Here is a 22,883-nt window from a genome sequence, read left to right as displayed (position 1 = left end):
GTCGATGTCGTCTGAGTTCCGGCTTACGCCGTGCCGACACGACAGCCGGGCGAAAAGCGGAGGATGCAAGGGCGTCACCGAAGCCGCAGCGCAGTAAAAAAGCAGGAGCAGGCTGGACGGTTTGACGGCGAAAAATGAGCCGGAAAACGACGGGAAGACGGCGGATAATGCCTTTGAAATAAACTGCGACCGGGTGAAGGTGACGGCTTTTACGCTTCCCTTGCATCAGCCGCGGCCCGGCTACAGTAGAGGCACGGCGTTTGCCGCAGGCCGCACGGGGCGTTACTCACCGCAAAGCCGGAACAATATGGAGGAGGAGCCATAAAAGCGGAGCCGGCGACATCCTTATCCTTCGATGTTGATTCAGGGGGCCGCCGCCCCCTGCTGTTCGCTACACTGGCCGGATTGCTGACAGGGCATTGCGGACAAGACTGATTTCTGCACGCGCTTCTGCCATGACCTCGTGTAACAGGGTTAAATCCATCCACCGGCGCGGAGGCTCGCCCGGAATACGCAGCACATCGCACATCTGGCCACATTCCAGGATTTGATCCACTTTGTCGCTGATAACAAAGAACTCAACGCTGCTGTAGCGTGCTCCTTTGTTCAGGATGGCATCAAGCACCACCGGCAAATTGTCATCATCGTCCAGCCAGCAGGGCATATCATTTTCCTTCACAACCAGACGGAAATTTCGGGTCTGGCGATAAAACAGCGTTTCTCCCCGCGTGGTCAGCGCCGCCTTTATTCGGCGCGCATCCTCCCATACCTGTCGGGAGACATCCCGCACGGCGCGGGACAGGCAATCCGTTACAGCCTGAATCTCCGGCTCCGTCAGCCATTCCCCGGCCCAGGGGAAAGCTATCTGTGTTCCGTCCTCCGGAAGCTGCGGCGCGTCGGCATAGCGGCTGCCGGCTAAAATAATCTGCGCTGGCGTCCCGGCTATTTTTGTCATGGCACTTTGCAACTCTGCGGGTACATCACCGGTACAAATTAAAGGAAGCAGATGAACAATATTTGCCGCATCCAGACGGACATAAATGCTTATCCATCCCGGTTTATTTACCGGATCACGCTGATCAACATCGGTATGGTCAGGCCATCCATAATCAGCAATCAAATCGCGCGCACGGCGCATCACAAGGGCGGTTAACGTGGTGATTTCCTGCATAATGGATTCCTCTGAACGGGGTCAGTACACGCCGCCCGGGCGGCGTGCAGATTTCAGTTTTTCAGTAAGGCGCGAACTTTCGCCGCATCAGCCAGGCGACAGGTAACGCTTTCCGGGACCGGATGGTTCTCATCCTGGGCGGACCATTCCCTGTGCCATAACGCCTGTTCAGCGGTTATCAGCAGGGTTTTAAGCAGTTCCACCGGCACCACCACTCCCGCCGCGGCCTCTTTCACCTGTTCAATCAGATCCATCACCGTACTGGCAGACACGCCCGACTCAAGCCGTTGTTCCTCCGGTATGGCGTCCATACGCGCCAGTACCGCCCTTGTTTCCTATTCCGAAACGGCATATTCCATTCCGTCGGCCAGCGCTTCGATATCCGCCGGGGACCAGACAATGAGGTTCAGCGGGATTTCTGCGGGGTACTGCTCACGCAACAACCGGCAGAGGTTTTCACAGGTTCCGTACATGTTTTTCTCCTTAGTCCTTAAAGCAGGCATCCAGCTCAAGAATTTCGTTGTACGCCGCTATAAACAGGGCATTGATGCGAAAAAGGGTCTGACGGGTCAGGCGTTCGGTCAGCACATCGGAGTCAAAGCGATAGCGGTGCTCCATCCCGTTCAGCGTCGCCCGCAAGTCACACATGCTGTTGGCGACTTCCGCCACTTCTGCGCGGAGTTTTTCGTGTCCTGCATAGTTCATTACGCGGCCTCCGGGAACTGCTGCTCAAATGATACGGGCAGAACTCACTCGCACTGGAGATCAGCATGTCTATCGCGCGAAGCCAGTTCTATTTATTCCCGCGAAAATCAGCGTCAGGAAGGCAGGGCTGGAAAAAACGGATCTCTTTGAGCGTGACCCGCTTACTGCCTTTTAACACCCGGAAAAATGCCCTGGCATAGGGATAATCTGCGCAGTACAGGTTACGGTCGCGCTTTTTCTCCACCTGTGCGATTGCCGCCAGCGCTTCGCGCCGGGCGGATGACAGCGGAACCAGCGATCTGTTCATCGGGATCATACGCTGACTTCCTCTGCAAGATATTCCGCCATGCCGCTGGCGCTGTAGTCCAGCTGGGATGCCTGTCCCGCTGCCGCAAACAGGGCGCTGATGCGCAACGGGTCGAACGGCACGAGCCGGAGCACCTTGCGCGCGCAACAGCCATCCGCCGACACGAAGACAATAAGCCACTCACCGGACACGTCACCCGGACTGCATACGCAGAGGCTGAACAGCGCACCGGGCGGTTGGAAACGTAACTGCACGGGGAAGAACCCGCCGTACTCAGCGCGGTATTCGCCGTCAACGCATCACCACACTTGAGAGCATGCGACAGGCGGTATGCACCCACGCACAGAGAGCAGCGGTAAAGCTGCGTCAGGAAGGACAATACTGCCGGCACGTCTCTGCATTCATCAAGACCTCCCCGTTTGCACAGGGCGAGCCTTACTACGGCAACGTGGCGGGTGAAAAACTGACGGTGGCCACACAGGATACCCGCGACATTATTGCCGTGGCCATGCGCTGCCTTGAGCACATCTGGCGCGACGGTCATCGCTATGCCAAGGCAGGGATTATGCTCGGGGATTTCAGTTCTGGTTCACTTGCTCAGCTGACGCTCTTCGATGATACGCCGCCTCGTCCTGCCAGCGCGCAGCTGATGACAGTGCTCGATAAGGTGAACAATTCAGGACTGGGTAAGTTGTGGTTTGCCGGTCAGGGAACGGCACCAGAGTGGCAGATGAAACGTGAGATGCTGTCTCCGGCGTGGACTACCCGGTGGAAGGATATTCCTTTAGCGAAACTGGAATAGAACCACTCTATCCACTTCCTGCCATGACACTCATTGGTCATATCCGTCAAGATACCCAGCTTGCGGCAGACGTCCGGAACGGACGTCCACAACTCGGCCTGCTTCAGGGCAAAGGCAATCTTCCCGTCGGTGAATCGTGACTTTTTCATCGGCACAACCTCCGTTCAGGGAGAGTGTGTTGATGCCGGAATTCTGTTTCTGAATGGAGCAGGATTTCGGGGTAGGGTCAAAACTCTTATCACTCCCCCAGATTTATAATAAATTCAGTACTGGCATCAGCAAAAATCACATGCAAAAAATCCTCAATCACTGCTGGATCTGTTAAGTGATTAAAAGTACTTTGTATTTTTTTAGTTCCTGACTTTTCTGCTGCATCATTATTTAATGTAATTATAAGTTCACTATTACTGAGTTCAATACTCTCTATAGCTGATGGGATTTCGAAAGTAGTGTTCTCATTCTGAAAACCAATACATTCATCAACTGATAGGCCCTCCTCATCGAACCTACTAATAATGAAGAAGTTTTTTGGACCTTGCTTATCATCACCTATTGCCAACATGAGTACATCGTCTTCATCAATGCAGTTGATGAAGACGGCATTAATTTTTTTGTAGAATTCATGAATTAATCCTTAACTATGAGTAAAGCCTTTAGCACTCAGGGCGTGATCCGCTTCTTAGCGGTTTTAAGGACACGAAAAGATTCTAAGATCACTACATTAATCTTTAGAAAAATTCACCCGTCGCTTTAGAAACCACCTGATTTATTTTTTATTTCTGCTCAGAATAGCTATTTCACGAAGGGTATTTTCATCAAACCAGTCATTGTTTGACTCGTTCAGAATGTTACTGCACGTTTTTTCCTCGAACGGAATCTCGTGAAGGAATGTCGCATCACGCGATGAATCTTGCTGTATTTCATTACCAGTACTGACCCAGTGTGCCTTGAGCTTAATGCCTTTCCATATATCACTGCATCCTCGCTTCTTTTTCAGGCTGTAGAAAAAGCTGGCACGGCCTGCACGAGTTGGGTGATTAGCCATAAGCATCAACAGAATTGTCGCCCCCCACAGACTGATGCCTTTATATCGCCAGATGTTGAAACTGTCTGCAACATTGACCAACTGAATAAAGTCAGCCTGGCTTAACATCCCCTTCCCGCCTCGTAATGCTCTACAGATAATGTAAGCTTCTCTCAGATGACTAAATTCATAGAAGGCAGATCGCAGCGCTTTTGCAGATTCATAATCATAGCCCGCGTTGCTAAGTGCATTAAACCGGCGTGAATTTTTTCCGAGAGGACAAGACTCGCCCTCTTCTTTTTTGTGACTGAATCGGGGAGTGTACTCAGGGTTTGGCGTGCGCAGGCCACTTGAGAAAACAGCACCACCGCAGGCAACACACACTATTTCCGGCCATGAATCTGTATCCCGCCTGAGGCCAGCAATCCGGCGTTCAAACGCAGTCAAACTGACCTCGGTCTGTATGCCATTTTCAATCAGATATGCTTTTTCCACGACCGCTCATCTCCATTTACCTCACGTTAACTCATTAAACCGCAACGAGATAAAGATGAAAAACCATTTTCACAAAAAGGCGGAACTTACTAAGTGCTTATAATAAAAGGTGACCCCTGCAGGGACCATGACTATCACGAACATTATGGAGAATGGTAACGCCAGCGCCAGGTCGTTCTACTTTCCAGCAGAAAAAGGGGACAACTGTGGGAGAGAAAGCCGCCATACGCGACTTTTCTAAGAAAGTACCCTTTGTTTAAGGCACTCAGTGCCGGGATATTGTCATTGCAGTCACACTGAAGCACGAGTTGATTTTCTTTCATTTCACAGATGAGTATCAGAGCGATATCTTTCTCTTTATCAATAAAGTCCCTGAGCCGACCAAATACGTTAAATACAGCGTCACACTCTTCGCGACTAAGTCGTCGTTCATACTGAACTTTTGATGACTTTTTTGTAATTAATTTCATTGAACGTTCTTCCGTTCACCACTAGGGAGATTTCAATGTGAAATTCTATAATAAAACTGTTTTAAAACATGAAGTTGACCATTAAATTCCCCTGGAGAAGAAAACCTTTCGCCATGCAAATGATCTTGGATTTTGGTCTAAATGAGATTCAAGCCGGAGATTTCACATTGAAATCTCCGTGGAAAAAATCAGTAAATCAGTGAGTTAGGAATGAAATTTAGCTGGAGAACTTTCATTTATTCAGGTGAGAAGCCAGTACCTTTCCAATAGCTTCATCCAGCGCACTCTGAACATCAGGCGCCAGACGGTTGAATTCATAACTGAACGTTCGCCCTTTTGTCTTCTTGCGTGCAAATCGGTTTTTATCGCCAAACGGCCATAATGTCGTGGTAACCGTCTTATCCCTGGGTGAAGGTGTGCCCATAACCAGTGCTTCTTTACGGATTTCCGCAATCAGTTTGTTTTTAACTTCATCATCAGCAAGTGACTCATCGGTACGGATCTCTTTCAGCACATCAGCGAGGTTTGAAAGAAGCTCTGCCTGACCGACTCCTTTACCCGCGAGGAGTTCTTCTGTAGTCAGTAGCGTTTTATAGTCAGAAAATGACAGAACCGCCTGTACCGGAAACACGGACAGGAGAACGGTTGAAACGCTCGCGGCCTGGAGCGCGCGGGTCACCGTAGCCTGGGAAAGGTTCTCAGATTCTGCAATTTCTTTCTGAGACAACCCGGAGGACTTCAGCGTTTGTAAACGAAGACCCACCTCACGAATATTATGTTCACGTGCAGTCTGAATGTCCTTCGCCAGTGCGCGAGCCTCTGCCGGAGTCAGGGTATCGTCAGTAACAAGGACATCCAGACCACACCTGATAAGCAATGCTGATGCACGGCGGCGTGAGCCATCCAGAATCTCAATTCCCTGTTCATTACGAGTGCCAATGGCCGGGAAAAATTGCTGTAGTCCAAGAGTTCGTGTGATGTCCTTGAGTGATTCCGGTGTCAGCGCAGACTGGTCACGTCCGTTGTTTTTCTGGACCACGTATGTTGTCGCTTCAACGTCGGATGCGGATACTGTTGTTCGGGTAAAGAGGACTTTTCTGCCAGAGGACAGGGTGAAAATCTGCTGAAACTCTTCGGCCGATGCTTCGCTTCTCAGGACTGGTGCACTGAACGTTCGTCCAATCGTGTGGCGTGGTTTGCTCATTTGAAACCTCAGTTAATCCGTAAAAATTCAAGTCGGTCAAACGCTGCTTTGGCAAAGTCTTCAGCTGCTGAACGGGCGTTTTTAAGCGCCTCACTACTGCCCACATAGGTGGAAGGGTTAGCTGAAATTACCGTATCAAAGGACTCTCCGCACCTTTCAAAACCATCAAGACGCGGAAGAGCTGCATCAAGCATGTCACCGCCAAATATCTCTTTAGCCAGGCTGTGGCACATTTTGTGATCCGCCTTATTGGACAGCTTTGACATAAAGCCAATGTTTGCCCGCAGGCGACATTCACACCCTGACGACTCGATAATGCTGACAAGCTCAGGCAACCTGGTCAGGTATTTAAGCGTGGAATGAAAGTCAACCTGGGCAGGGGGAACCGGCGTCATCAACACATCAGCTGCGGCAATCGCATTATTCAGGAACGCATCAAGATGAGGACCGCTGTCGATAAAGATCAGGTCATAGTCGGTCTTCAATTTATTAATGATGTTGTCGCGCAGAACGGCGTGCGGATTCTGGCCCGGGAGATATTCGCGGCACAGTGATTCCCATCCTGATGCGATAAATGCATCGTCGATTGATGCGGGGATAACATCAACACCGGGTACAACGGATTGCACTATAAACTCATTGAGAAGCTCTTCACGGGACACGTTCTGAAGCATTGCCTGTGCGGAGGTTGTCTCCACCATGCCCACGGCTCTAGTGTGATTAAGAAACATCGTTGCCGATGACTGTGGGTCAAGATCCACAACCAAGATGCGTAGATCCTCAAAAAGAAGATGTGGATGAGCACGCATACCATGAGCTAGGGAGACGGTTGAAACGGTTTTCGATACACCGCCTTTGAGATTCCCGACAAATACCGTTAACGCTTCAGAATGCCTGTCACGGTATTTTGGAACACCCCGGTGATGGTATATATCAATAATGTTCTGGATATTCATGGCATATTTTGTTGAAGAGCCAGCTGAACGTTTATCAAAGATATAGCCATTTTCCTCCATTTCACTGACCGCATAGTCGACGTTAGCACGTGTCAGCTTAGGAAGCTTTGACAGGGCTGCTTTTGCGTAAACCTGGAAGTAAACGTCTTCGTGCAGTTCCTGTTTCTGTGCCTGGATCTGCTCTGTCAGTGCGGTCAGCATTTTCCCTGCACGAACCGCTATCTTTTCAGACTGATGTGATGCAGCAATCATAAAATAAGCCTTTTATGTAGAATATCGACACTAGGGCAATAATCCTGCATGTGGGATTAAAAATCAACATAAATGCAGAAAATATGTTCACAGTGGCGTAGCGGATTGATCCGTCCGGATTATCCATTTCTGATGGTGAAGTGTTCTGAAGATTAACCTGAGAAAGGGCCATAAATTTTTTATGGCCCTTTCTCAGGTTGAACAAGCCGCAGGCGCGTTAGTTGCTGTGGAAACTGGGAAGTTATCCACATATACAGGCCTTATTTTTAAAGAGATCTTTTTTATATTGTTTTTAAAACCTTTTTAGCGGCTCCTGAGGCCAGGGCTGACGCGGCCTGACAGCGTGCCCGAGTGACAAAGTGCCCTGATACTGTGACACTCTGCCCTCAATACGAGGGTTTACTGTGACAGTTAGCCCTCAAACCTGTGACAAAGTGCCCTGAAAAATCTGTAAAAATACAGAGTTATTGACAGGAGTTTTTTACCGTGACAACCTGACTGCATGTCACAACTGCAGAGCATACAACACCCGATGACCTCAGAAATATTAGTCGCTGATAAACCCCGGAAAGTGGGACAGCGCATCGTACAGTCAAACGAATTGACTGAGGCTGCCTACAGCCTTTCGAGGGATCAGAAGCGTATGCTCTATCTGTTTGTCGATCAGATCCGCAGGACAGAAACACCTGACAGTGGGGATTTCCACGATGGCAAGTGCGAAATTGCCGTCTCGCATTATGCGAAAACCTTCGGACTGACCTCGGCTGAGTCGAGTAAGGATATCCGAAACGCCCTGAAAAACTTCGTCGGGAAAGAGGTTGTGTTCTATAAACCAGAGGAAGATCTGGATGATGAGAAGGGATACGAGTCTTTTCCCTGGTTCATCAAGCGCGCGCACAGCCCGGCAAGGGGTGTATACAGCGTCCACCTTAATCCTTACCTTATCCCTTACTTCGTCGGATTACAGAATCGGTTCACTCAGTTCCGCCTGGGAGAAACCCGCGAGATAACCAGCCCTTATGCCATGCGCCTGTATGAATCTCTGTGTCAGTACAGGGGGAATCTGACGTATGGAACCGTTATTCTCGGGATAGAGTGGATGATTGAACGCTACCAGCTGCCACAAAGCTACACACGTATGCCTGATTTTCGTCGTCGTTTTCTGGTACCGGTTGTGGACGAGATTAATCGCCGTACCCCGCTATCCGTCAGTTATGTTGAAAAAAAATCAGGACGACTGACAACGCACGTTGTTTTTTCATTCACTGAAGTGTGACATCCGGCCTTCTGGTTTATCAGCGCTGTCGCAAACCCCTGACAGTCCGTGTACTTGCCACGGTAATTGAGATCTTATTCCCCTGACTCTTCCTCTCCGGTGACTCCGTTCCCAGGGCAGATTGTCACATCTGATGGAACGACAATTGCCGTTACCGCTTTTGATCGCCTGAAACGTTTACCTGCGTTCTTAAAACCTTGTGCTCTGGCACTGAGGGCTGTTCGTCACATCCGCTGACAGAATTGCGCCAGTTTAAGGGCAGATTATCACGCTTGGCCATTGTTCACTGAGAAGAAGAGGGTAACTTGTCACATAAATCTTCGTTGAAGAACACTGAACCGTTTTGAGCATCCGGTTTCAGTTCGCTCAGTTAACCTCTACCCGATGTGAAGCTTAATTTGCCATCATCCCATTTTCTGTCCTCTGTCCTCGTGTCAACAATGGATAAAAAGTGATCCACTAACCGTCACCACTAACGATTTAATATTGATCCACCTTGTTTACTCAGGATTAGCTTCCGCTATAACCCCGGCCTTTCGTTTCTGCTTCAGTCGATAGCTCTCTCCTTTTATCTGGACTACGTGTGAGTGATGTAAGATCCGATCCAGCATCGCCGATGTCAGGGCCGCATCCCCTGCGAACGTCTGGTCCCACTGCCCGAACGGCAGGTTGGAGGTCAGGATCATCGCGCTCTTCTCGTAACGTTTGGCGATGACCTAGAAGAACAGCTTGGCTTCCTCCTGACTGAACGGCAGATAGCCTATTTCATCGATGATAAGCAGCTTCGGGGCCATGACATCGCGATTGAGAGTCGTTTTGTAACGCCCCTGACGCTGGGAAGTCGACAGCTGTAACAGCAGGTCCGCTGCTGTTGTGAAGCGAACCTTGATGCCCGCCCGTACTGCTTCATAACCCATGGCTATCGCCAGATGCGTTCTCCCCACACCCGAGGGCCCCAGCAACACAATGTTTTCGTTACGCTCGATGAAGCTCAGGGAGCGCAGCGACTGGATTTGCTTCTGAGTAGCGCCGGTGGCGAAGGTGAAGTCGTACTCCTCGAACGTCTTCACCGCCGGGAAGGCTGCCATCCGCGTGTACATCGCCTGTTTACGCTGATGCCGGGCCAATTTCTCCTCATGTAACAGGTGCTCCAGGAAGTCCATGTAGCTCCATTCCTGAGCCACCGCCTGCTGCGACAGCGCCGGCGCTGCACCGATAAGACTGTCCAACTGCAGCTGTTCGGCAAGCACCATCAGCCGCTGATGTTGCAGTTCAACCATCATGCGGCTCCTCTGCAGAACGTGTCATAGATGGACAGTGGATGATGCAACGGCTGCCTGTCGAAGGTCATCAGGCTTTCATCAACCTGCACGTCATACTGTTTTTTCTCCGGAGGCAGTGCCAGCATGGATTGCTGTTCCTCCACCCAGCGATCACAGGGGCGGGGCTGGATAGTCTCATGCTTCCGTTGGTTGGTAACATCGTACAGCCAGCGCAGGCCGTAGCGGTTTGCGGTTTCAACATCGACGGTGATCCCCATCGGACGCAGGCGCGTCATTAACGGGATGTAGAAGCTGTTTCGGGTGTACTGCACCATACGCTCCACCTTGCCTTTAGTCTGCGCCCTGAAGGGACGGCACAGCCGGGGAGAGAAGCCCATCTCTTTACCGAACTGCCACAGGGAAGGATGGAACCGGTGCTGCCCGGTCTGGTAAGCATCACGCTGCAGCACCACCGTTTTCATATTGTCGTACAGGACTTCCTGCGGTACGCCGTCGAAGAAGCTGAACGCATTGCGGTGACAGGCTTCCAGCGTGTCGTCGCGCATGTTGTCGGTGAACTCGATATACAGCATTCTGCTGTATCCCAGAACGGCAACGAACACATGCAGGAGTGACTTGCCGTTTCGCAGGGTCCCCCAGTCAATCTGCATCTGCCGTCCGGGCTCGGTTTCGAAGCGAACGACCGGTTCTGCCTGTGCTGGTAAAGTCTGTTTGCGGATGAACTCTCTCAGGATAGTCAGCCCTCCACGGTAGCCCAGCTCCATGATTTCCCTGGCAATAACGGTCGCCGGGATTTTGTAGGGATGCGCATCGCTGATCCGCCTGGAGATGTAATCACGGTATTCATCGAGCAGTGATGTTGATGCCGGGCGTGGTGAATACTGCGGCTTTTCAGATTTGGCTTTCAGGTGGCTGCGGACAGTATTGCGCGAAATACCCAGTTCCCTGGCAATGGCCCGGATACTCATTCCCCGCTTGTGCAGGACTTTAATTTCCATACGAATCTCAAAAGTGATCATAAGCTCCCCTGTATTCAAAGGAGCAGATTAACCCCTGGATCAATTTTCAACCGCTGGGGTGGATCGGTTTTGCACCGTTGGTAACACCTCGCGCTGAGTGCAGATCGTCACACCATGTACGGCGCCAGTATTCAGGGCAGGTTGTCACACCAGTGATTCAGTAAGTCCGGAGAGAATTTGTCACGCAGGCTCTGCGCTTTGAGGGTGATTTGTCACCCTTTAAAGGCACAATAAAGAGTGACAGTGTCACTCAATACTGAGGGTGATTTGTCACGTTTACATTATCTGCACTGGGATTGATACCTCTATATAGATAATGAGGGCAGATTGTCACAGTCCTTAACTCGCCGATACCTGTGGTTGAGCATCGTTGAAGGCAGTCTGTCACACATCAATCAAACCGGTTGTTGTCAGGACAGTCCCCGGATGAAAGAGAAGAGAAACGACACCGGTCATCACATCAACAGGAAACACGGGCAATGGAACCGACGATCATCATAACGCCTCTGGTTACGCTCGCAGGCGTATGGCTGGGTGCACGCTACACGCTGCGCAATGAAGTTATAAAGAAATCCATTGAACTACGGGCAGGCCGTATTGAGCAGCTGGCGGCAGAGTGCGAAGAATGCCTGACGGGGCTTATTAATCATGCAGGTATGCTCGCCAGTATGCTGGATTCAGAGTTCACCATAGTCCGCACGCTGAACAGTTCCAGAAAAGGCGTTGTCCCTGTCGGTGAGCTAAATGAACTGGCTGTGAGGCTTGAAGGAAGCTCGTGGAAGCTGGACGCTGACAGGTTGAGTCAGTGCCGACAGAAACTGGCCTTTCACCGCTCAGACGACCTTCATCTCTGGACGGGAACGGTGGGTAAGGCGCTGAAAGATATCAATCAGTTTTTTATGGTTACCATGCCGGGAGAGCCGGTCAGAGATATGCGGAGCGTGGACAGATCGGAAGAGGAGGCCCTGGCGTTCGCACTGCAGCTTCGTCTGTCCCTGCGTGAAATCGATTCGTTAAGAAATACACTGTCCGACAGCCTGGCACAGGAATGCCATCAGCTGACGCGGCCCGCTGAACCCGCCACGTTGCGCCGGTGCTACCGTTCAGTTGTAAACCGCCTGCGGCATTTCTTCTCGTGAGCCGGAGATCTACGGTGCGGGGGGCAGGGAGCGCAGCACCGCCGCCGCATCAGGCCCATCCCCGGTGAACGTTACCGCCAGCGATCCGGCGAGCTCAAGTGCAAACACCCGGGTATAGACCTCAATCGAGCGCGCATCCTTGTGGCCAACGAGTGACTGGATCACCTTCAGCGGCTGCCGGTGGTAAAGCATGTGCATGATGTACGAATGGCGGAACGTGTGCGGCGTCACCGGGACGGAGAAGTGTACGCCATCGGCGGCTGCCCGGCTGACCGCCGCTCTGAGCCAGTTACGCATGGTTTCATCGGTCGCCGACCACAGCGGCTCGCGGCGCTTCGGACGTTCGGTGGCCATCCAGCTCAGAACCTGGTGCACATAGCTCCGGTCGGTGAGCGGGACCAGGCGCACGGCATCCTTTGGCGGCCGGCCGCGCCGGCTGCGGACCTTCTCCGACAGGATACGCACAAACGGTCGCGGGCCATCCAGCACGAACGACTCCGGCTGAAGGCTGCAGGCTTCCCCGATGCGTGCACCGGTGTTCCACAGGGTGCTGAACAGAAAGTGGTGTTTCCGGTCGGGCATGTAGTGGAGCAGCGCGCTAACCTCCGGCGCCAGCAGGTAGAAGGGGGTCACGTCGTTTGACGTCGCCATTCGTCTGAGGGCAATGGCCGTCGCAAAATCGACGCCCGGCGCAATGCTTAGCGTACTGGTGCGTTCTGGTGAATTCTGCAGGGGTATGGGACTCATTATCATAAAGTTTTCACGTAGCGCGATCTGTGAGTTTATGCGGTCATTTTCCCGCAGCCGGACGTCTGGTGCCAGCGCAATAAATCGCGCCGGAAGGATCCGAAATTTGGTTTTACCCGCAGTATGGCGGGTAATCCAAAGGCGGTAAAGGATCCTTTTTCATCCCCAAATGCCATGAACCCTTGCGCGGCGCGGCCTGAGGGGGCGATCGTCGTATTTGGTATAAAAGGGGTAAAGCCAGGCGTACTCCGGAGATGTCTGGTCACGGTGGGAAAACGGCGAAAACAGTAAAGAAAAGGCAGAAAAGTACGGGCGGCCGGAAGGTGTGCGAAAAAAGCCCTGCTGCTCCGGAGAGCGCTGGCTTTGCGGCGCGATCCTGCAGTTCAACTATTTACACTTATTTTACATGTCGTAATGACGTAACCAGTTGTTTTGTATTAGGCTGTTAAGGGTATTGAAATTTTTATGACTCAGCAGGGATTCAAGGGTAAGCCCTGAAGCCCTGTTGAGTCTATTCGGTGAGCAATATAAAAAGCGCAGGTGACGTTTTTTAATTAAGGTGAATTATGCGTTACGTGCTGGGAAATGCGCTTATTTTTGATGACATAGCGGGAACGCTGACAGGTATAGCCAGTGAGAAAAATGCCAGGCTTCCTTATGCTGCAGTTCTGCTCTTAAAAGTGTTTTGTGAAAATCCTCATGCCTTACTGGGCCGAGGTGACCTGATGGATCGCGCGTGGACGGAAAATGGCCTGCGGGCGTCGGGCAGTAATTTATATAACTCGCTCAGCTTAATCAGAAAAACAGTTGAAATGCTGGATGTCGATTTGCACATCATCCGGACTCAGCCAAAAGTCGGGCTTGTTCTGGAAGTGGATGTCATCATACTTGATGACCCGGATAGCGGGCCCGTTTCTTCACCGGATGGGGAGGCCGTGCCTGAGCCTGAATTATTTACCACTCATCAGGGAACTGCTCAGCCGGCGGAATCGACGCGGCGCAATTTTCGCAATATCCCCCTGCTGTATAAAAATTTTTATCTTTTCTGGACGCTGCTCATCGCGGCCTTGCTCATTGCCGTTCATTTTACCAAACTTCAGCATGCTGCCGAAGATAAAAGTGGCCGCCAGTATTATTATAAGCTGGGTGCGTTACAGCAGTGCAGTTTATTTCGCTTTAATGAACCGGATGAGCATTACTCTGACAGCTCGATGGAAAAAACAATCAGCCTGCTGGCTGAGAAATACAACATTGACTGCAGGAACAGAAAGGCTGATTTCTTCGTGTACTCAACAGAGAATACCCACAACTCCTACAGCAGCACTGCGCAGCTGAATATCATCTGTTTAATCAATAAAAAAAATAACATGGCCATTGACTGCTCTAACTATTTCCTTCAAAAACGGAAGTTCTGATATGGTGAAGATATATAAGACAGGATATGCGCTGATTACCCTGGCGATGGCTGGTGTATATGCTTTCTATCAGTGGGATAATCCCACGCCCATACCTTCTGAAGAGCTCATCTGCTCAGGAACGCTAAACAAGAATGCTTTTTTACCGGATAACTCGGAAGCGGTAATTGATGCGAGCATCTACTTTCTGCTGCGAAAAGGAAATGAGGGCGCCGTGGATTATGATGGTACTGTCACCCATAACGGCGCGCAGTACAGGGTCAGAAGAATGAGCAACTTTAATTACTCTCATGACAAAGGCTCCTCTGTTTATGCCCTGTACTGGCATGAAATGAGCATTGGCGACGATGATACCCTGCCTCCCGAACTGAAATTTATGGTCCAGCCTGACGAAAAAAAGACCTTCCTGCGTTTCAGAAAGCTCGAAAGAAACATTATGACGATCAATCGTGACGGCATTCCGGTGATCGCCTGCGCCATTAAATAGCCCTGTTAACCCGCCCGCAACACCATTCCTCATACCTGTTCACTCCCTGCGAACCTGCCCGGTTCTCAGGGAAAGACTATCTGTTTAACTATCCTTCCCTCACAAGATCGCATAAACATTAAAATCCATAAAAACTTCACTTATCAAAACAAAAATTCATATAAATTCATTTAAACCAGTCGATATTTCTGTTTTCCGTTGCTTATGTAGAATATGTAGCTGTTGAACGGTACAGCAATGCAGCCAGCCCGGCACCAGGGATTTCACGGCTAACGCTTTACACAGTTCAACACTCCGTCTTTAAGACTGACACTGGAGAAGAGGACTACCATGACTCATACCGATCTCATTCTTATTTCAAAAGATAAATATCTGCACCTAGGCCTGGACCAGCCTAAAAACCAAAACCACTTAGCCAGTGTACTTATGAATGAACTGGTGTCTGTAGATGAGGCATATCTTGGCAGTAAGCAAAGCTCAATGGTTTATACTGAAGAACGTATCGCCCGTCAGGATACGGTGAAATTTTCAGATAATATCGAAAATGAACAGCAGCGCCAGTTAAATAAAGAAACCCAACTTCAAGAAGACATTAATAAATACATGGGGCTCAGTGCGAAATATGATGTTAAGTTAACCCGCACCGAGAATGAGATTATGCTATTTATTTTGAACGGGGATAGCATCCCGAAGATAGCCAGCGCATTAGGCTGCAGTAAGAAAGTCATTTATACGCATAAATATAATATTATAAAAAAATACGGCTTCCGTAATTTTAATGAGCTTCATGATAATATTTTAAGGTACGAGCAGGAATGAATGTGTCAGCATTGATACTCCTTCATCCACGCCACTGGCTGTCCAAAATAATATTCCTGCAGCAGGAACCGTCAGAAACACTGGCATATAATAAAAGCATTCATATTATTTCTTCATCCCCATCCGGATATGATTCAGGAATGTTAAATTCAGCATAAGGATATACCCGAAAAGTCATAAATACATTTTTGAGGAGAGTTCTTGCATGAATAAAAACATTATAGCGCAAAAATAAAAGAGCCAGTAGTATTAGCTCAGTTGAAAGTAATCAGCTTATTATGTAAAGGACTTCACTAGTGAGAAAATCTCTGGCCCCAATGGTTTTAAGCGTACTGAGATCGATCCCCAGGCGATCCAGTTTGGCTATCGTGGCGGCATTCTGGATATTAATGGCCATGATATAAGCTTCAGTGAGATCAAACACAACGATAATGGAGCAAAAATTGTTAACCGCAGTACGCAGGCGGCAACAATCTCTCTGACCAGCGAGAAATAGATCTTTCTCGGGACTCAGGGAGAGGAAAATCACAAAAGCTCTCTCGCTATACAGTACGCCCCTTTAACAACCACGGGCGAAGGCTGGACGTTGCGGGGGGAGTCTGGACTGACAGGCTGGACTTCACTCAGGGAACACTTGCGCTGGCGGGCGAACAGGTCAGACACGCGGGTGACGTTTATTTCAGTGACGACTGGCTGGAAAAGAATTACCGCATTTCATCGGTGAATGTCGCCGATAATGCAGCACTGACGGTGAAGGAACACGCCACCCTGACGGGCGATATCCTGATGGGTAAAAATGCCGTTCTGAACTTATGGGATCGCGCGACCCTCGCCGGAAAGCTGGTATTAAAAGAAGCCGACAGTTTTCTGAGGGCTGATATTACCGATCGCACCAGTATCATGGGTGCGACGGCTTCGCTGCTATCGGCTGACGTCAGCGGTGCGGGAAAGGTCGTCAAAACCGGCGATGGCATGCTGACCGTCAGTGGAAACGTATCAAACGAACAGGGAATTGAGGTTAGCGAGGGGCAACTGCAGGTCACGGGCAACATCACCGCCCCCGTGAACATGGGCAAAAGCACCCTGCTGTCTGGCGACGGTTATATCAGCAACCTGAACCTGAACGATACCGCCGCAATAGCGCCGGGTGCGGTCAGCGTTGAGTCCGGTCTCTGGTCTGCGCTGCGCGTTGGAACGCTGAACGCTTCAGAGCCGGTCAGCCTGCGGATAAACTCGGGCTTTGCGAAAAATGCGACCGATCGCCTGCTTATTGATGGCGACCTGAATACGCCGGAGGGTAAACCGCTGGAACTCTCGGTCAATGCCGTTCAAATCTGGCAGGACAGCGATACCAATAAGAACGGCGCGGCGGATAATCGGGAAGGTGTGTCACTGGTGCAGGTCGGCGGCAAGTCCCGCGCGGACAGCGTGCGCCTGGCCGGCCGCTACGTTGCCCGTGGAGCATGGGCCTACGGGCTTTACGCGTTTGCACCGGGCCATGCCTCTACGGATGAACGCCTGGTGAAAGGTGAGGGCGATCGGTACTGGGATTACCGCCTGCAGAACATCATGCTGGACGCTGATGGTATCAGCACGCCGGTTGACCTGACTCCGGCTCCGGAACCTGCTCCCTCACCGGAGCCCACGCCTCAGCCGGAACCTACTCCCTCACCGGAGCCCGCGCCGAAACCCATCCATAAGGCCGTTATTCCTCAGGTGCCGGCCTATATCTCCCTGCCGGCGATGGCACTGAACTTTGACCGGAACATGGCGACGCTTCTGACAGATACCGCGCAGGAAAGCCGCTCGTACTTCTTTATCAATGGTTACAGCGGCCGGGATGATTACCACTCTTCCGGTGAGTTTTCTAATTACGGCTATGATTTTAAAAGTCAATATCAGGGCTGGTTTATGGGAGCCCGCTGGCAGTCTGACAGTGAAAAATCCAGCCGCTTTGCCCTGAGCACCGGCATTCACAAAGGAAATCTTTCTTTGTCACCGCGCTCCGTAGAGGGTGAAAGCCATGCCGGGTTTAAGACCCGCGGTATCGTCAGCCAGCTAAGCTGGCAGCATGACAACGGTATGGTGCTGGACATCACAACAGGATATACCCGCTTCAACGGCAACGTGGTCACGGATCTGCGGGGCAAAACGGCCGATCCGCAGGCGGCCATCTGGCATGTGGGGATGGAAGGGGGAAAAGCCTGGGATTTTGGAACGCACCGGATAACGCCTCTGGCTGGCATTGATTATCAGCATCTGCGCATCAACAGCTTTACCGATGTGGATAACGCCCGCGTCCGCTACCGGATGCATAACGCGCCGGCCTACAGTGCTGCGCTTCAGCATAACTGGCAGGCCCTGCCGGGACTGACACTTAACCATGAAGCGCGCATCAGGCTTGCCCCTGGCAAAGCAGCGGTGACGCAGATCAGCGGTGGCGGTGACGAGGCGCTCTTCCGCTCCGGAAAGGGAGGCGACAGCCTGCAGCTGAAAAGCGGCGTCAGCCTGCGCGTATCGGATAACGTCTCACTTCATACTCAGGCCCGGTATCAGCAGCGCCTGCAGCGTGAAGGCGTGAGCGACTGGAACATTGCAGGAGGTGTTAAGGTCGACTTTTAAACCTGGATAAACCGTAGATCCAGAAAGGAGGGATGCTGTCAGCATCCCTCCTTTCTGATAGAGAACCACAGGTAATATAACTAATTCACTGCCCGGGTATTTGGCGAGGGTCAACACTTGAAAAGTAACGGATGCGTTTAAAATTCCCCCATTGATAAAAATCCCCTATTACTATTCTTCAGCATCACCTTGACCAGACGCACCGACTCCGGCCGACTCTTCAGCAAACCGGCTAACGTCTTACAGAGAGAGACCTATGCTTGATCACGTCAGCGCGTAAGGAAAATGCTCCAGCAGGACGGGTAAGCAACGTGTTATAGAGATAAATTGCCCGTAAGGTACAAATGGATCAATTTGATTAAAGCGGAGTAACCATGAACAGTTTCACGGCCAGCGAAGCAAAGGTGCAGTTTGGCGAACGACTCAGCCAAGCAATGCGCGATCACGTCAGTATTACCAAAAACTGCTGCCCGAAAGCAGTCATGATGTCTTGGGAAAAGAATAGAGATCGCCCAATAACATCCAGCGGGAGTGCTGCATAACATTTATGCAGATCACTTTTGACTCAAATTGTTATTCGGTGGGTTCCATCAGTGTTAATGGAGCTTCACCGATGTGTTGACCTGTATCTTTTGGTGCGCTGTATGCTATCGAATCAGAGATCCGCGGCAGCCCGGCAGATGAACGACTGGTGGGCAGGAAAGCCAGAAGTGTGATGCTTACGTACACTGTTCAAGTAGTGTGAAAGGGGGGGTATCCCCCTCCCAGGGACCATCCGACCACAGCCGGGATGCATCGATTTGGCCCGGAGTTAGGATGGTCGACGGCTTTACTGCGGTGAGACGACAAGAATGGCGGATGCCTGGTGTTCACCCGGAGTCGCGTTCACGGCACGTACCATTGAGTTGAGAGTAAACCCGGTGGCCGTAACATCGCTTACCGACAGAGTTGATGTCACTCCACCTGCCATGTCCATTACGGCGTTACCCAAAATAGTTACGGAGGGAGCATCCCCACAATTAAGGGTACCCGGAACGGTTCGGGATGACAGCGCATTCGTTGATATGATCCCATGGTCGATTATGCCGCCCCCCGGTATGACAACGTCACACACTACGTTGATGGGCAAAGCTTTGACGCAGTATGTATTCCCTGATTGGGCTACCTGAAGCGCGGTTAAATCGCCCCAAGGCGTGCCAATGCTGCCCTGCCACGAATTGCCACTAACGGGCGCCTTGCCAAACACAGTGCATTCAGCGCCAGGCCCCGCACCAACGTGGACATAATATCCAGCGCTAGTGGTGTTTGCCACTGTGCAAGTGGAGTCAGAAGTCAGGACCCAACTCGTCGGGCTGATGGTCTGGCATTTGCCCAGTAGCGTCGGCGAGTGCCCATATCCTGGATATGACCACGAGCAGCCCGAAAAGGTCGCGGCCGTATCGCCGGAAGAGCAATGCACCCCCCAGGGAATGACATTAATGGTATGTGCAGTGGACGGCCCCGGCTCAGGTCGGTCTGGAGCGCTTGTCATCACGCTCCCAGAGGTCCCGTATTTGACTCCCTCGTGTGGATTGTCCCAAGAGGTGATATAAAAGTCCTGAAGCATAGGCCATTCCAATGCGTAGGCGACACCGGTATTCATCAGTTGCAGGCTCAGGACAGCGGATAGTGCCAATGCGTATGGTTTTGATTTTCTAATAATGTCTAAATTCATAAAGTGCACTCCATATTCGATACTTGTATTCACACAGGATTGTCAGGCGTCCCCCTTTGCCAGCCACATCCATGCAGCCCTTAATCACCTTACTCATACTCCAGGCTGAACGTCGCCACCGCGCTGAACGCGCCAAGGCCAATCGTCTGGTTCGCTATCGCTGCGGGTTCGCCCTGTACAAAGGCTTTCAGCCCGATCAGGTTATCGCCCGACCGCAGGGGATAGGTACCGCTCGCCTTATTCAGCGGCAGCGGCACGGCCTGCTGCGTTTCCAGCCCGATGGCGATCCCGCTGGCGCCGCCGCTGCCGTCAATTGCCAGCAGCCCCGGCAGTGCCGTACTCTCCGTGCCTGAAAAACTCACCTTCACCGTCTGGCCCAGGCTCTGGTCACAGTCGGTCAGATGGAGGGTGAACGGCTGCCCGATGGTCCGCGTGTTCAGATACAGGTACTTATCAATGATAGTGCCAAAATCCAGCGCTATCTCTTCCTCGCCCGGCGGGATAACGCAGGGCTCCGCCACCAGAGCGCCGTGAAAACGCACGTTATCGCCCGCCGCCGCCGTGGCCGGCAGGGTGAAAAACGCCTGCGCCAGCAGCAGAGCAGAGACCTGTGCGAACAACTTAACCGGTTTGTATGGCATATCTGCTTCCTTACTGATAATCGGCGCGCAGCGTGGCCCAGGCTTCAAAAGCGCCCTCGGTCAGCGTACTTCCCGCGTTTTTAACCGGCACCGCCTCCAGCCTCGGCGGGCTGGACAGGTCAATGGCCAGCGAACTGCCCGGCGTGAACGGCTGGTCGTTCTGGTACACCCGGATCCCCAGGTTCTCTTTGCTGCTCAGCAGGGCCTCGTTATCGAACCCGGTCTGCGCCCCGCTCAGGCTTAAGGTGAGCGCCAGGGAACTGGCAGCGCTTTTTTCACAGACAATCTGGTAGTTCAGCGGCTGACGGTAGTTCACCCCGTTCACCTTATTAATCCCTACCCGTTCACCAAAATCCACGTCGACCTGATTGCCGTCGTTGATGGTGCACGGCGGCGGCTCAATCAGCGTGCCGCGAAAGGTCATATCGGCCTCGCCGTCCTTCGCCTGCGCCATGGCGGCAAACCCCATCAGGGTGCACAGCAGCAGGACGTTCTTCGTTATCATCATATTCCGCTCCTGTTACTGATAGGCCACTTTCATTGTGGCGCCCGCCGTGAACTCGCCCCCGGTCAGGGTGGCCCCGGCCTGCTTAACCGGGATGGCCCACAGTTCCGGTTTGTCCGGATAGCTGAAGTTCAGCCAGCTGTTGACCGGCAGCTTGCTGCTGCCCTGCTGCAGCTCAATGCCTAACCCTTCTTTATTTGTCAGCAGCACCGTCCCGTCAAAAGTGGCACTATTGCCCTGCACCTGAAGCTTCATCGCATTGGCGGTATCTCCGGTGCAGGACAGGGTATAATTTACCGGCATCCGGTAGTGAGCGCCGTCCACCCGGGTGGTGATCACGTCACCAAAATCCACTTCTATCGCCCGGTCGTCATTAATGATGCACGGCGGCGGCGCCACAACCGTCACCTTCACGGTAACGGAGGCGCTGTGACCGGCACCCGTCGCTATCTGCGGCAGGGCTCCCAGCATCCCGCACAGCAAAAAGGCGGCCCTGCGATAACGCATGATTCCCTTCATGGCCGTCACCCGTTCCTGGGATTTGTTTGTATTCCCTGTCATTTATTTCCACCACGCTATTGCATAAGAGTAAACGGGCTGCCCGCCAGTGCCGCTGTATTCATCTGAAAACAGCGGCACGCGGCTGTTTACTGTGCTTTCTTTTCCGGCACCACGGTGCAGGTCGATCCTGAACAGCTGAAGCTCAGCTGAGGCCGGCCGCCGTAGTCGTTAACATAGGTCAGCACCGGGCTTCCGCCTACGCTGGCTGCACTTGCCGTCAGCGGCATTGTCCCCTTCGGCGGTATCATCATCGGTTTAAACTCTTTCGCCCCGTCGTGACCCTTTTTGCTGCCGGCATTGACAATGGTGACGTAATACGGCGTCGGGTTCTTCACCAGATACCCGTTATCCTGCTTGCTCAGCGTCAGCTGTTCCTGCGGCGGCGTAGCGTTCTTTTCAATTGCGATTGCCGGCGGACGATAGAACAGCTTAATGCGCGTCTGCAGCGCAATCTGCAGCGTGTTAGGTTTCGTGCTCTTCGGCGGAATTTCACGCAAATTAAAGTAGTAAATCGACTCACGATCCTGTGGCAACAACTTCGCCGCGGGCAGAGCCTGGATCTTCACCTGACTTGGCTTGCCCGGCTCAATACGCTGTACCGGCGGTAACACGGTGAGCGGGCTCTGGATTTTTTTGCCCTGCTCATCCTCAATCCAGCCCTGCGCCAGATACGGCAGCTGTTTATTCTGATTGCTGACGTTCAGGCTGATTGATTTTTCGCTGCCGTCAAAGATGACCCGGGTACGGTCCAGCGCAATCGCTGCGTGTGCCTGTTGCGCAACCAGCGCGCCCAGAAGGGTCATGCTTATCGCCGCCATCTTCAGAGAAGATGCCCGTAATGCACCCATGCTGCTCATCTGTTGTTTCATGGTTACGTCTCTCTTTTCCATATTCTAAAATGTTCAGGCTCGTTTGCAGCCCGGATGACAACTCAATGGTTCACTGTAGACAGTTTCACTGTTCGGTGGCATCGTTGCAGGAGCTAGTTCCTTCATCTGCCCCGACTTATCGGGCGCAAAGGGGAAAACAGCTGACGAACGCCCGTTTTTATTTCCTGCCTCGCTATCCCAGTCATGTGCCAGATACGGCTGCGGATTACTGACGCTCAGGCTCACCAGCGTCACGCCGTTGTCGGCCAGGGGCACGGAGGCCTGAGCTTGCGACACCATCAGCGCAGCCGCCAGAACAATGCCTGTCGCTGCCAGCGCCAGTGAACAGGTCCGGACAGCATCCGAAAATCGCATTGGTTGTTTCATGAAGTCTCTCGTC

At 51.9% G+C, this 22,883-nt stretch carries 23 protein-coding genes and 3 pseudogenes; 8 read left to right on the top strand and 18 right to left on the bottom strand.

What is annotated here, in order from left to right:
* Positions 1 to 391 precede the first annotated feature (391 nt).
* The 5 genes and pseudogenes from RIN69_RS22615 to RIN69_RS22595 form a co-directional block, all read right to left on the bottom strand.
* A complete protein-coding gene (locus RIN69_RS22615; protein WP_313857967.1) occupies positions 392 to 1,171 on the bottom strand; it encodes a hypothetical protein in 780 nt (259 codons plus the stop codon).
* Positions 1,172 to 1,224: 53 nt separating this feature from the next.
* A pseudogene (locus tag RIN69_RS22610) lies at positions 1,225 to 1,644 on the bottom strand (DUF1380 family protein).
* Between the two features lie 10 nt (positions 1,645 to 1,654).
* Positions 1,655 to 1,876: a hypothetical protein gene (locus tag RIN69_RS22605; RefSeq protein WP_313857965.1), complete on the bottom strand. Its 222-nt coding sequence runs from the start codon at positions 1,874 to 1,876 to the stop codon at positions 1,655 to 1,657.
* Between the two features lie 88 nt (positions 1,877 to 1,964).
* Positions 1,965 to 2,192 (bottom strand): plasmid SOS inhibition protein A, encoded by a 228-nt coding sequence (locus RIN69_RS22600; protein ID WP_313857964.1) that lies wholly within the window; start codon positions 2,190 to 2,192, stop codon positions 1,965 to 1,967.
* Entirely contained in the window at positions 2,189 to 2,437 is a 249-nt protein-coding gene (locus RIN69_RS22595) for a conjugation system SOS inhibitor PsiB family protein (RefSeq protein ID WP_313857963.1), read from the bottom strand. Before RIN69_RS22595 ends, RIN69_RS22600 begins: the two co-directional genes overlap by 4 nt.
* Positions 2,438 to 2,478: 41 nt before the next feature.
* Between RIN69_RS22595 and RIN69_RS22590 the strand changes: the two are divergent.
* Positions 2,479 to 2,985, top strand: a pseudogene (locus tag RIN69_RS22590) (DUF4113 domain-containing protein); the annotation flags it as partial.
* Between the two features lie 238 nt (positions 2,986 to 3,223).
* Here RIN69_RS22590 and RIN69_RS22585 read toward each other — a convergent pair.
* The 5 genes from RIN69_RS22585 to RIN69_RS22565 all read right to left on the bottom strand — a co-directional run bounded on the left by RIN69_RS22585 (position 3,224) and on the right by RIN69_RS22565 (position 7,386).
* Positions 3,224 to 3,547, bottom strand: coding sequence for a hypothetical protein (locus RIN69_RS22585; RefSeq protein ID WP_313857962.1), 324 nt, complete (start codon positions 3,545 to 3,547; stop codon positions 3,224 to 3,226).
* Between the two features lie 204 nt (positions 3,548 to 3,751).
* Positions 3,752 to 4,504 carry a hypothetical protein gene (locus tag RIN69_RS22580; protein ID WP_313857961.1) on the bottom strand — a complete coding sequence of 251 codons (753 nt, stop codon included), beginning with the start codon at positions 4,502 to 4,504 and terminating at the stop codon, positions 3,752 to 3,754.
* 143 nt (positions 4,505 to 4,647) lie between these two features.
* Positions 4,648 to 4,974, bottom strand: coding sequence for a hypothetical protein (locus RIN69_RS22575; protein WP_313857960.1), 327 nt, complete (start codon positions 4,972 to 4,974; stop codon positions 4,648 to 4,650).
* 232 nt (positions 4,975 to 5,206) lie between these two features.
* Positions 5,207 to 6,178, bottom strand: a complete 972-nt coding sequence (locus RIN69_RS22570) for a ParB family protein (RefSeq protein WP_313857959.1) — start codon at positions 6,176 to 6,178, stop codon at positions 5,207 to 5,209.
* 8 nt (positions 6,179 to 6,186) lie between these two features.
* Positions 6,187 to 7,386, bottom strand: a complete 1,200-nt coding sequence (locus RIN69_RS22565) for an AAA family ATPase (RefSeq protein ID WP_313857958.1) — start codon at positions 7,384 to 7,386, stop codon at positions 6,187 to 6,189.
* Positions 7,387 to 7,918: 532 nt separating this feature from the next.
* Between RIN69_RS22565 and repE the strand changes: the two genes are divergently transcribed.
* Positions 7,919 to 8,662, top strand: a complete 744-nt coding sequence (repE, locus tag RIN69_RS22560; protein WP_313858010.1) for a replication initiation protein RepE — start codon at positions 7,919 to 7,921, stop codon at positions 8,660 to 8,662.
* Positions 8,663 to 9,162: 500 nt separating this feature from the next.
* Here the strand turns inward: repE and istB are convergent.
* A pseudogene (istB, locus tag RIN69_RS22555) lies at positions 9,163 to 9,945 on the bottom strand (IS21-like element ISSen3 family helper ATPase IstB).
* Positions 9,942 to 10,964, bottom strand: a complete 1,023-nt coding sequence (gene istA / locus RIN69_RS22550; RefSeq protein ID WP_313857957.1) for an IS21 family transposase — start codon at positions 10,962 to 10,964, stop codon at positions 9,942 to 9,944. The pseudogene istB and the gene istA overlap by 4 nt, the downstream one beginning before the upstream one ends.
* 479 nt (positions 10,965 to 11,443) lie before the next feature.
* On the opposite strand from istA, the gene RIN69_RS22545 reads away from it, so the two are divergent.
* A complete protein-coding gene (locus tag RIN69_RS22545) occupies positions 11,444 to 12,103 on the top strand; it encodes a hypothetical protein (protein WP_313857956.1) in 660 nt (219 codons plus the stop codon).
* 9 nt (positions 12,104 to 12,112) lie between these two features.
* Here RIN69_RS22545 and RIN69_RS22540 read toward each other — a convergent pair whose 3' ends face one another.
* Positions 12,113 to 12,850 carry a tyrosine-type recombinase/integrase gene (locus RIN69_RS22540; protein ID WP_390902561.1) on the bottom strand — a complete coding sequence of 246 codons (738 nt, stop codon included), beginning with the start codon at positions 12,848 to 12,850 and terminating at the stop codon, positions 12,113 to 12,115.
* A 566-nt stretch (positions 12,851 to 13,416) separates the two neighbouring features.
* Between RIN69_RS22540 and RIN69_RS22535 the strand changes: the two genes are divergently transcribed.
* The 5 genes from RIN69_RS22535 (at position 13,417) to RIN69_RS22515 (ending at position 18,735) form a co-directional block, all read left to right on the top strand.
* The gene (locus tag RIN69_RS22535) at positions 13,417 to 14,265 is read left to right on the top strand and encodes a winged helix-turn-helix domain-containing protein (RefSeq protein WP_313857955.1); all 849 of its coding nucleotides are present in this window, start codon (positions 13,417 to 13,419) and stop codon (positions 14,263 to 14,265) included.
* 1 nt (position 14,266) lies between these two features.
* A complete protein-coding gene (locus RIN69_RS22530; protein ID WP_313857954.1) occupies positions 14,267 to 14,752 on the top strand; it encodes a hypothetical protein in 486 nt (161 codons plus the stop codon).
* 330 nt (positions 14,753 to 15,082) lie between these two features.
* Positions 15,083 to 15,571 (top strand): helix-turn-helix transcriptional regulator, encoded by a 489-nt coding sequence (locus RIN69_RS22525; protein WP_313857952.1) that lies wholly within the window; start codon positions 15,083 to 15,085, stop codon positions 15,569 to 15,571.
* Positions 15,572 to 16,063: 492 nt separating this feature from the next.
* Positions 16,064 to 18,193, top strand: coding sequence for an autotransporter domain-containing protein (locus tag RIN69_RS22520; protein WP_449361567.1), 2,130 nt, complete (start codon positions 16,064 to 16,066; stop codon positions 18,191 to 18,193).
* Positions 18,194 to 18,567: 374 nt separating this feature from the next.
* The gene (locus RIN69_RS22515) at positions 18,568 to 18,735 is read left to right on the top strand and encodes a type II toxin-antitoxin system prevent-host-death family antitoxin (protein ID WP_313857950.1); all 168 of its coding nucleotides are present in this window, start codon (positions 18,568 to 18,570) and stop codon (positions 18,733 to 18,735) included.
* A gap of 1,261 nt (positions 18,736 to 19,996) precedes the next feature.
* Here RIN69_RS22515 and RIN69_RS22510 read toward each other — a convergent pair.
* From RIN69_RS22510 to RIN69_RS22490, 5 genes are all read right to left on the bottom strand, one after another.
* Positions 19,997 to 20,548 carry a fimbrial protein gene (locus tag RIN69_RS22510; protein ID WP_313857949.1) on the bottom strand — a complete coding sequence of 184 codons (552 nt, stop codon included), beginning with the start codon at positions 20,546 to 20,548 and terminating at the stop codon, positions 19,997 to 19,999.
* A 10-nt stretch (positions 20,549 to 20,558) separates the two neighbouring features.
* Positions 20,559 to 21,056, bottom strand: coding sequence for a fimbrial protein (locus RIN69_RS22505; RefSeq protein WP_313857948.1), 498 nt, complete (start codon positions 21,054 to 21,056; stop codon positions 20,559 to 20,561).
* A gap of 12 nt (positions 21,057 to 21,068) precedes the next feature.
* The gene (locus RIN69_RS22500; RefSeq protein WP_313857947.1) at positions 21,069 to 21,572 is read right to left on the bottom strand and encodes a fimbrial protein; all 504 of its coding nucleotides are present in this window, start codon (positions 21,570 to 21,572) and stop codon (positions 21,069 to 21,071) included.
* A gap of 128 nt (positions 21,573 to 21,700) precedes the next feature.
* Positions 21,701 to 22,432, bottom strand: a complete 732-nt coding sequence (locus RIN69_RS22495) for a fimbria/pilus periplasmic chaperone (RefSeq protein ID WP_313858007.1) — start codon at positions 22,430 to 22,432, stop codon at positions 21,701 to 21,703.
* A gap of 84 nt (positions 22,433 to 22,516) precedes the next feature.
* Positions 22,517 to 22,870 (bottom strand): hypothetical protein, encoded by a 354-nt coding sequence (locus RIN69_RS22490; protein WP_313857946.1) that lies wholly within the window; start codon positions 22,868 to 22,870, stop codon positions 22,517 to 22,519.
* Positions 22,871 to 22,883 lie beyond the last annotated feature (13 nt).

This window comes from Winslowiella toletana, assembly GCF_032164335.1.
Lineage (GTDB): Bacteria > Pseudomonadota > Gammaproteobacteria > Enterobacterales > Enterobacteriaceae > Erwinia > Erwinia toletana_A.
The sequence above is the reverse complement of the archived record's forward strand: the minus strand, read 5'-3'. Positions and strand labels throughout refer to the sequence as shown.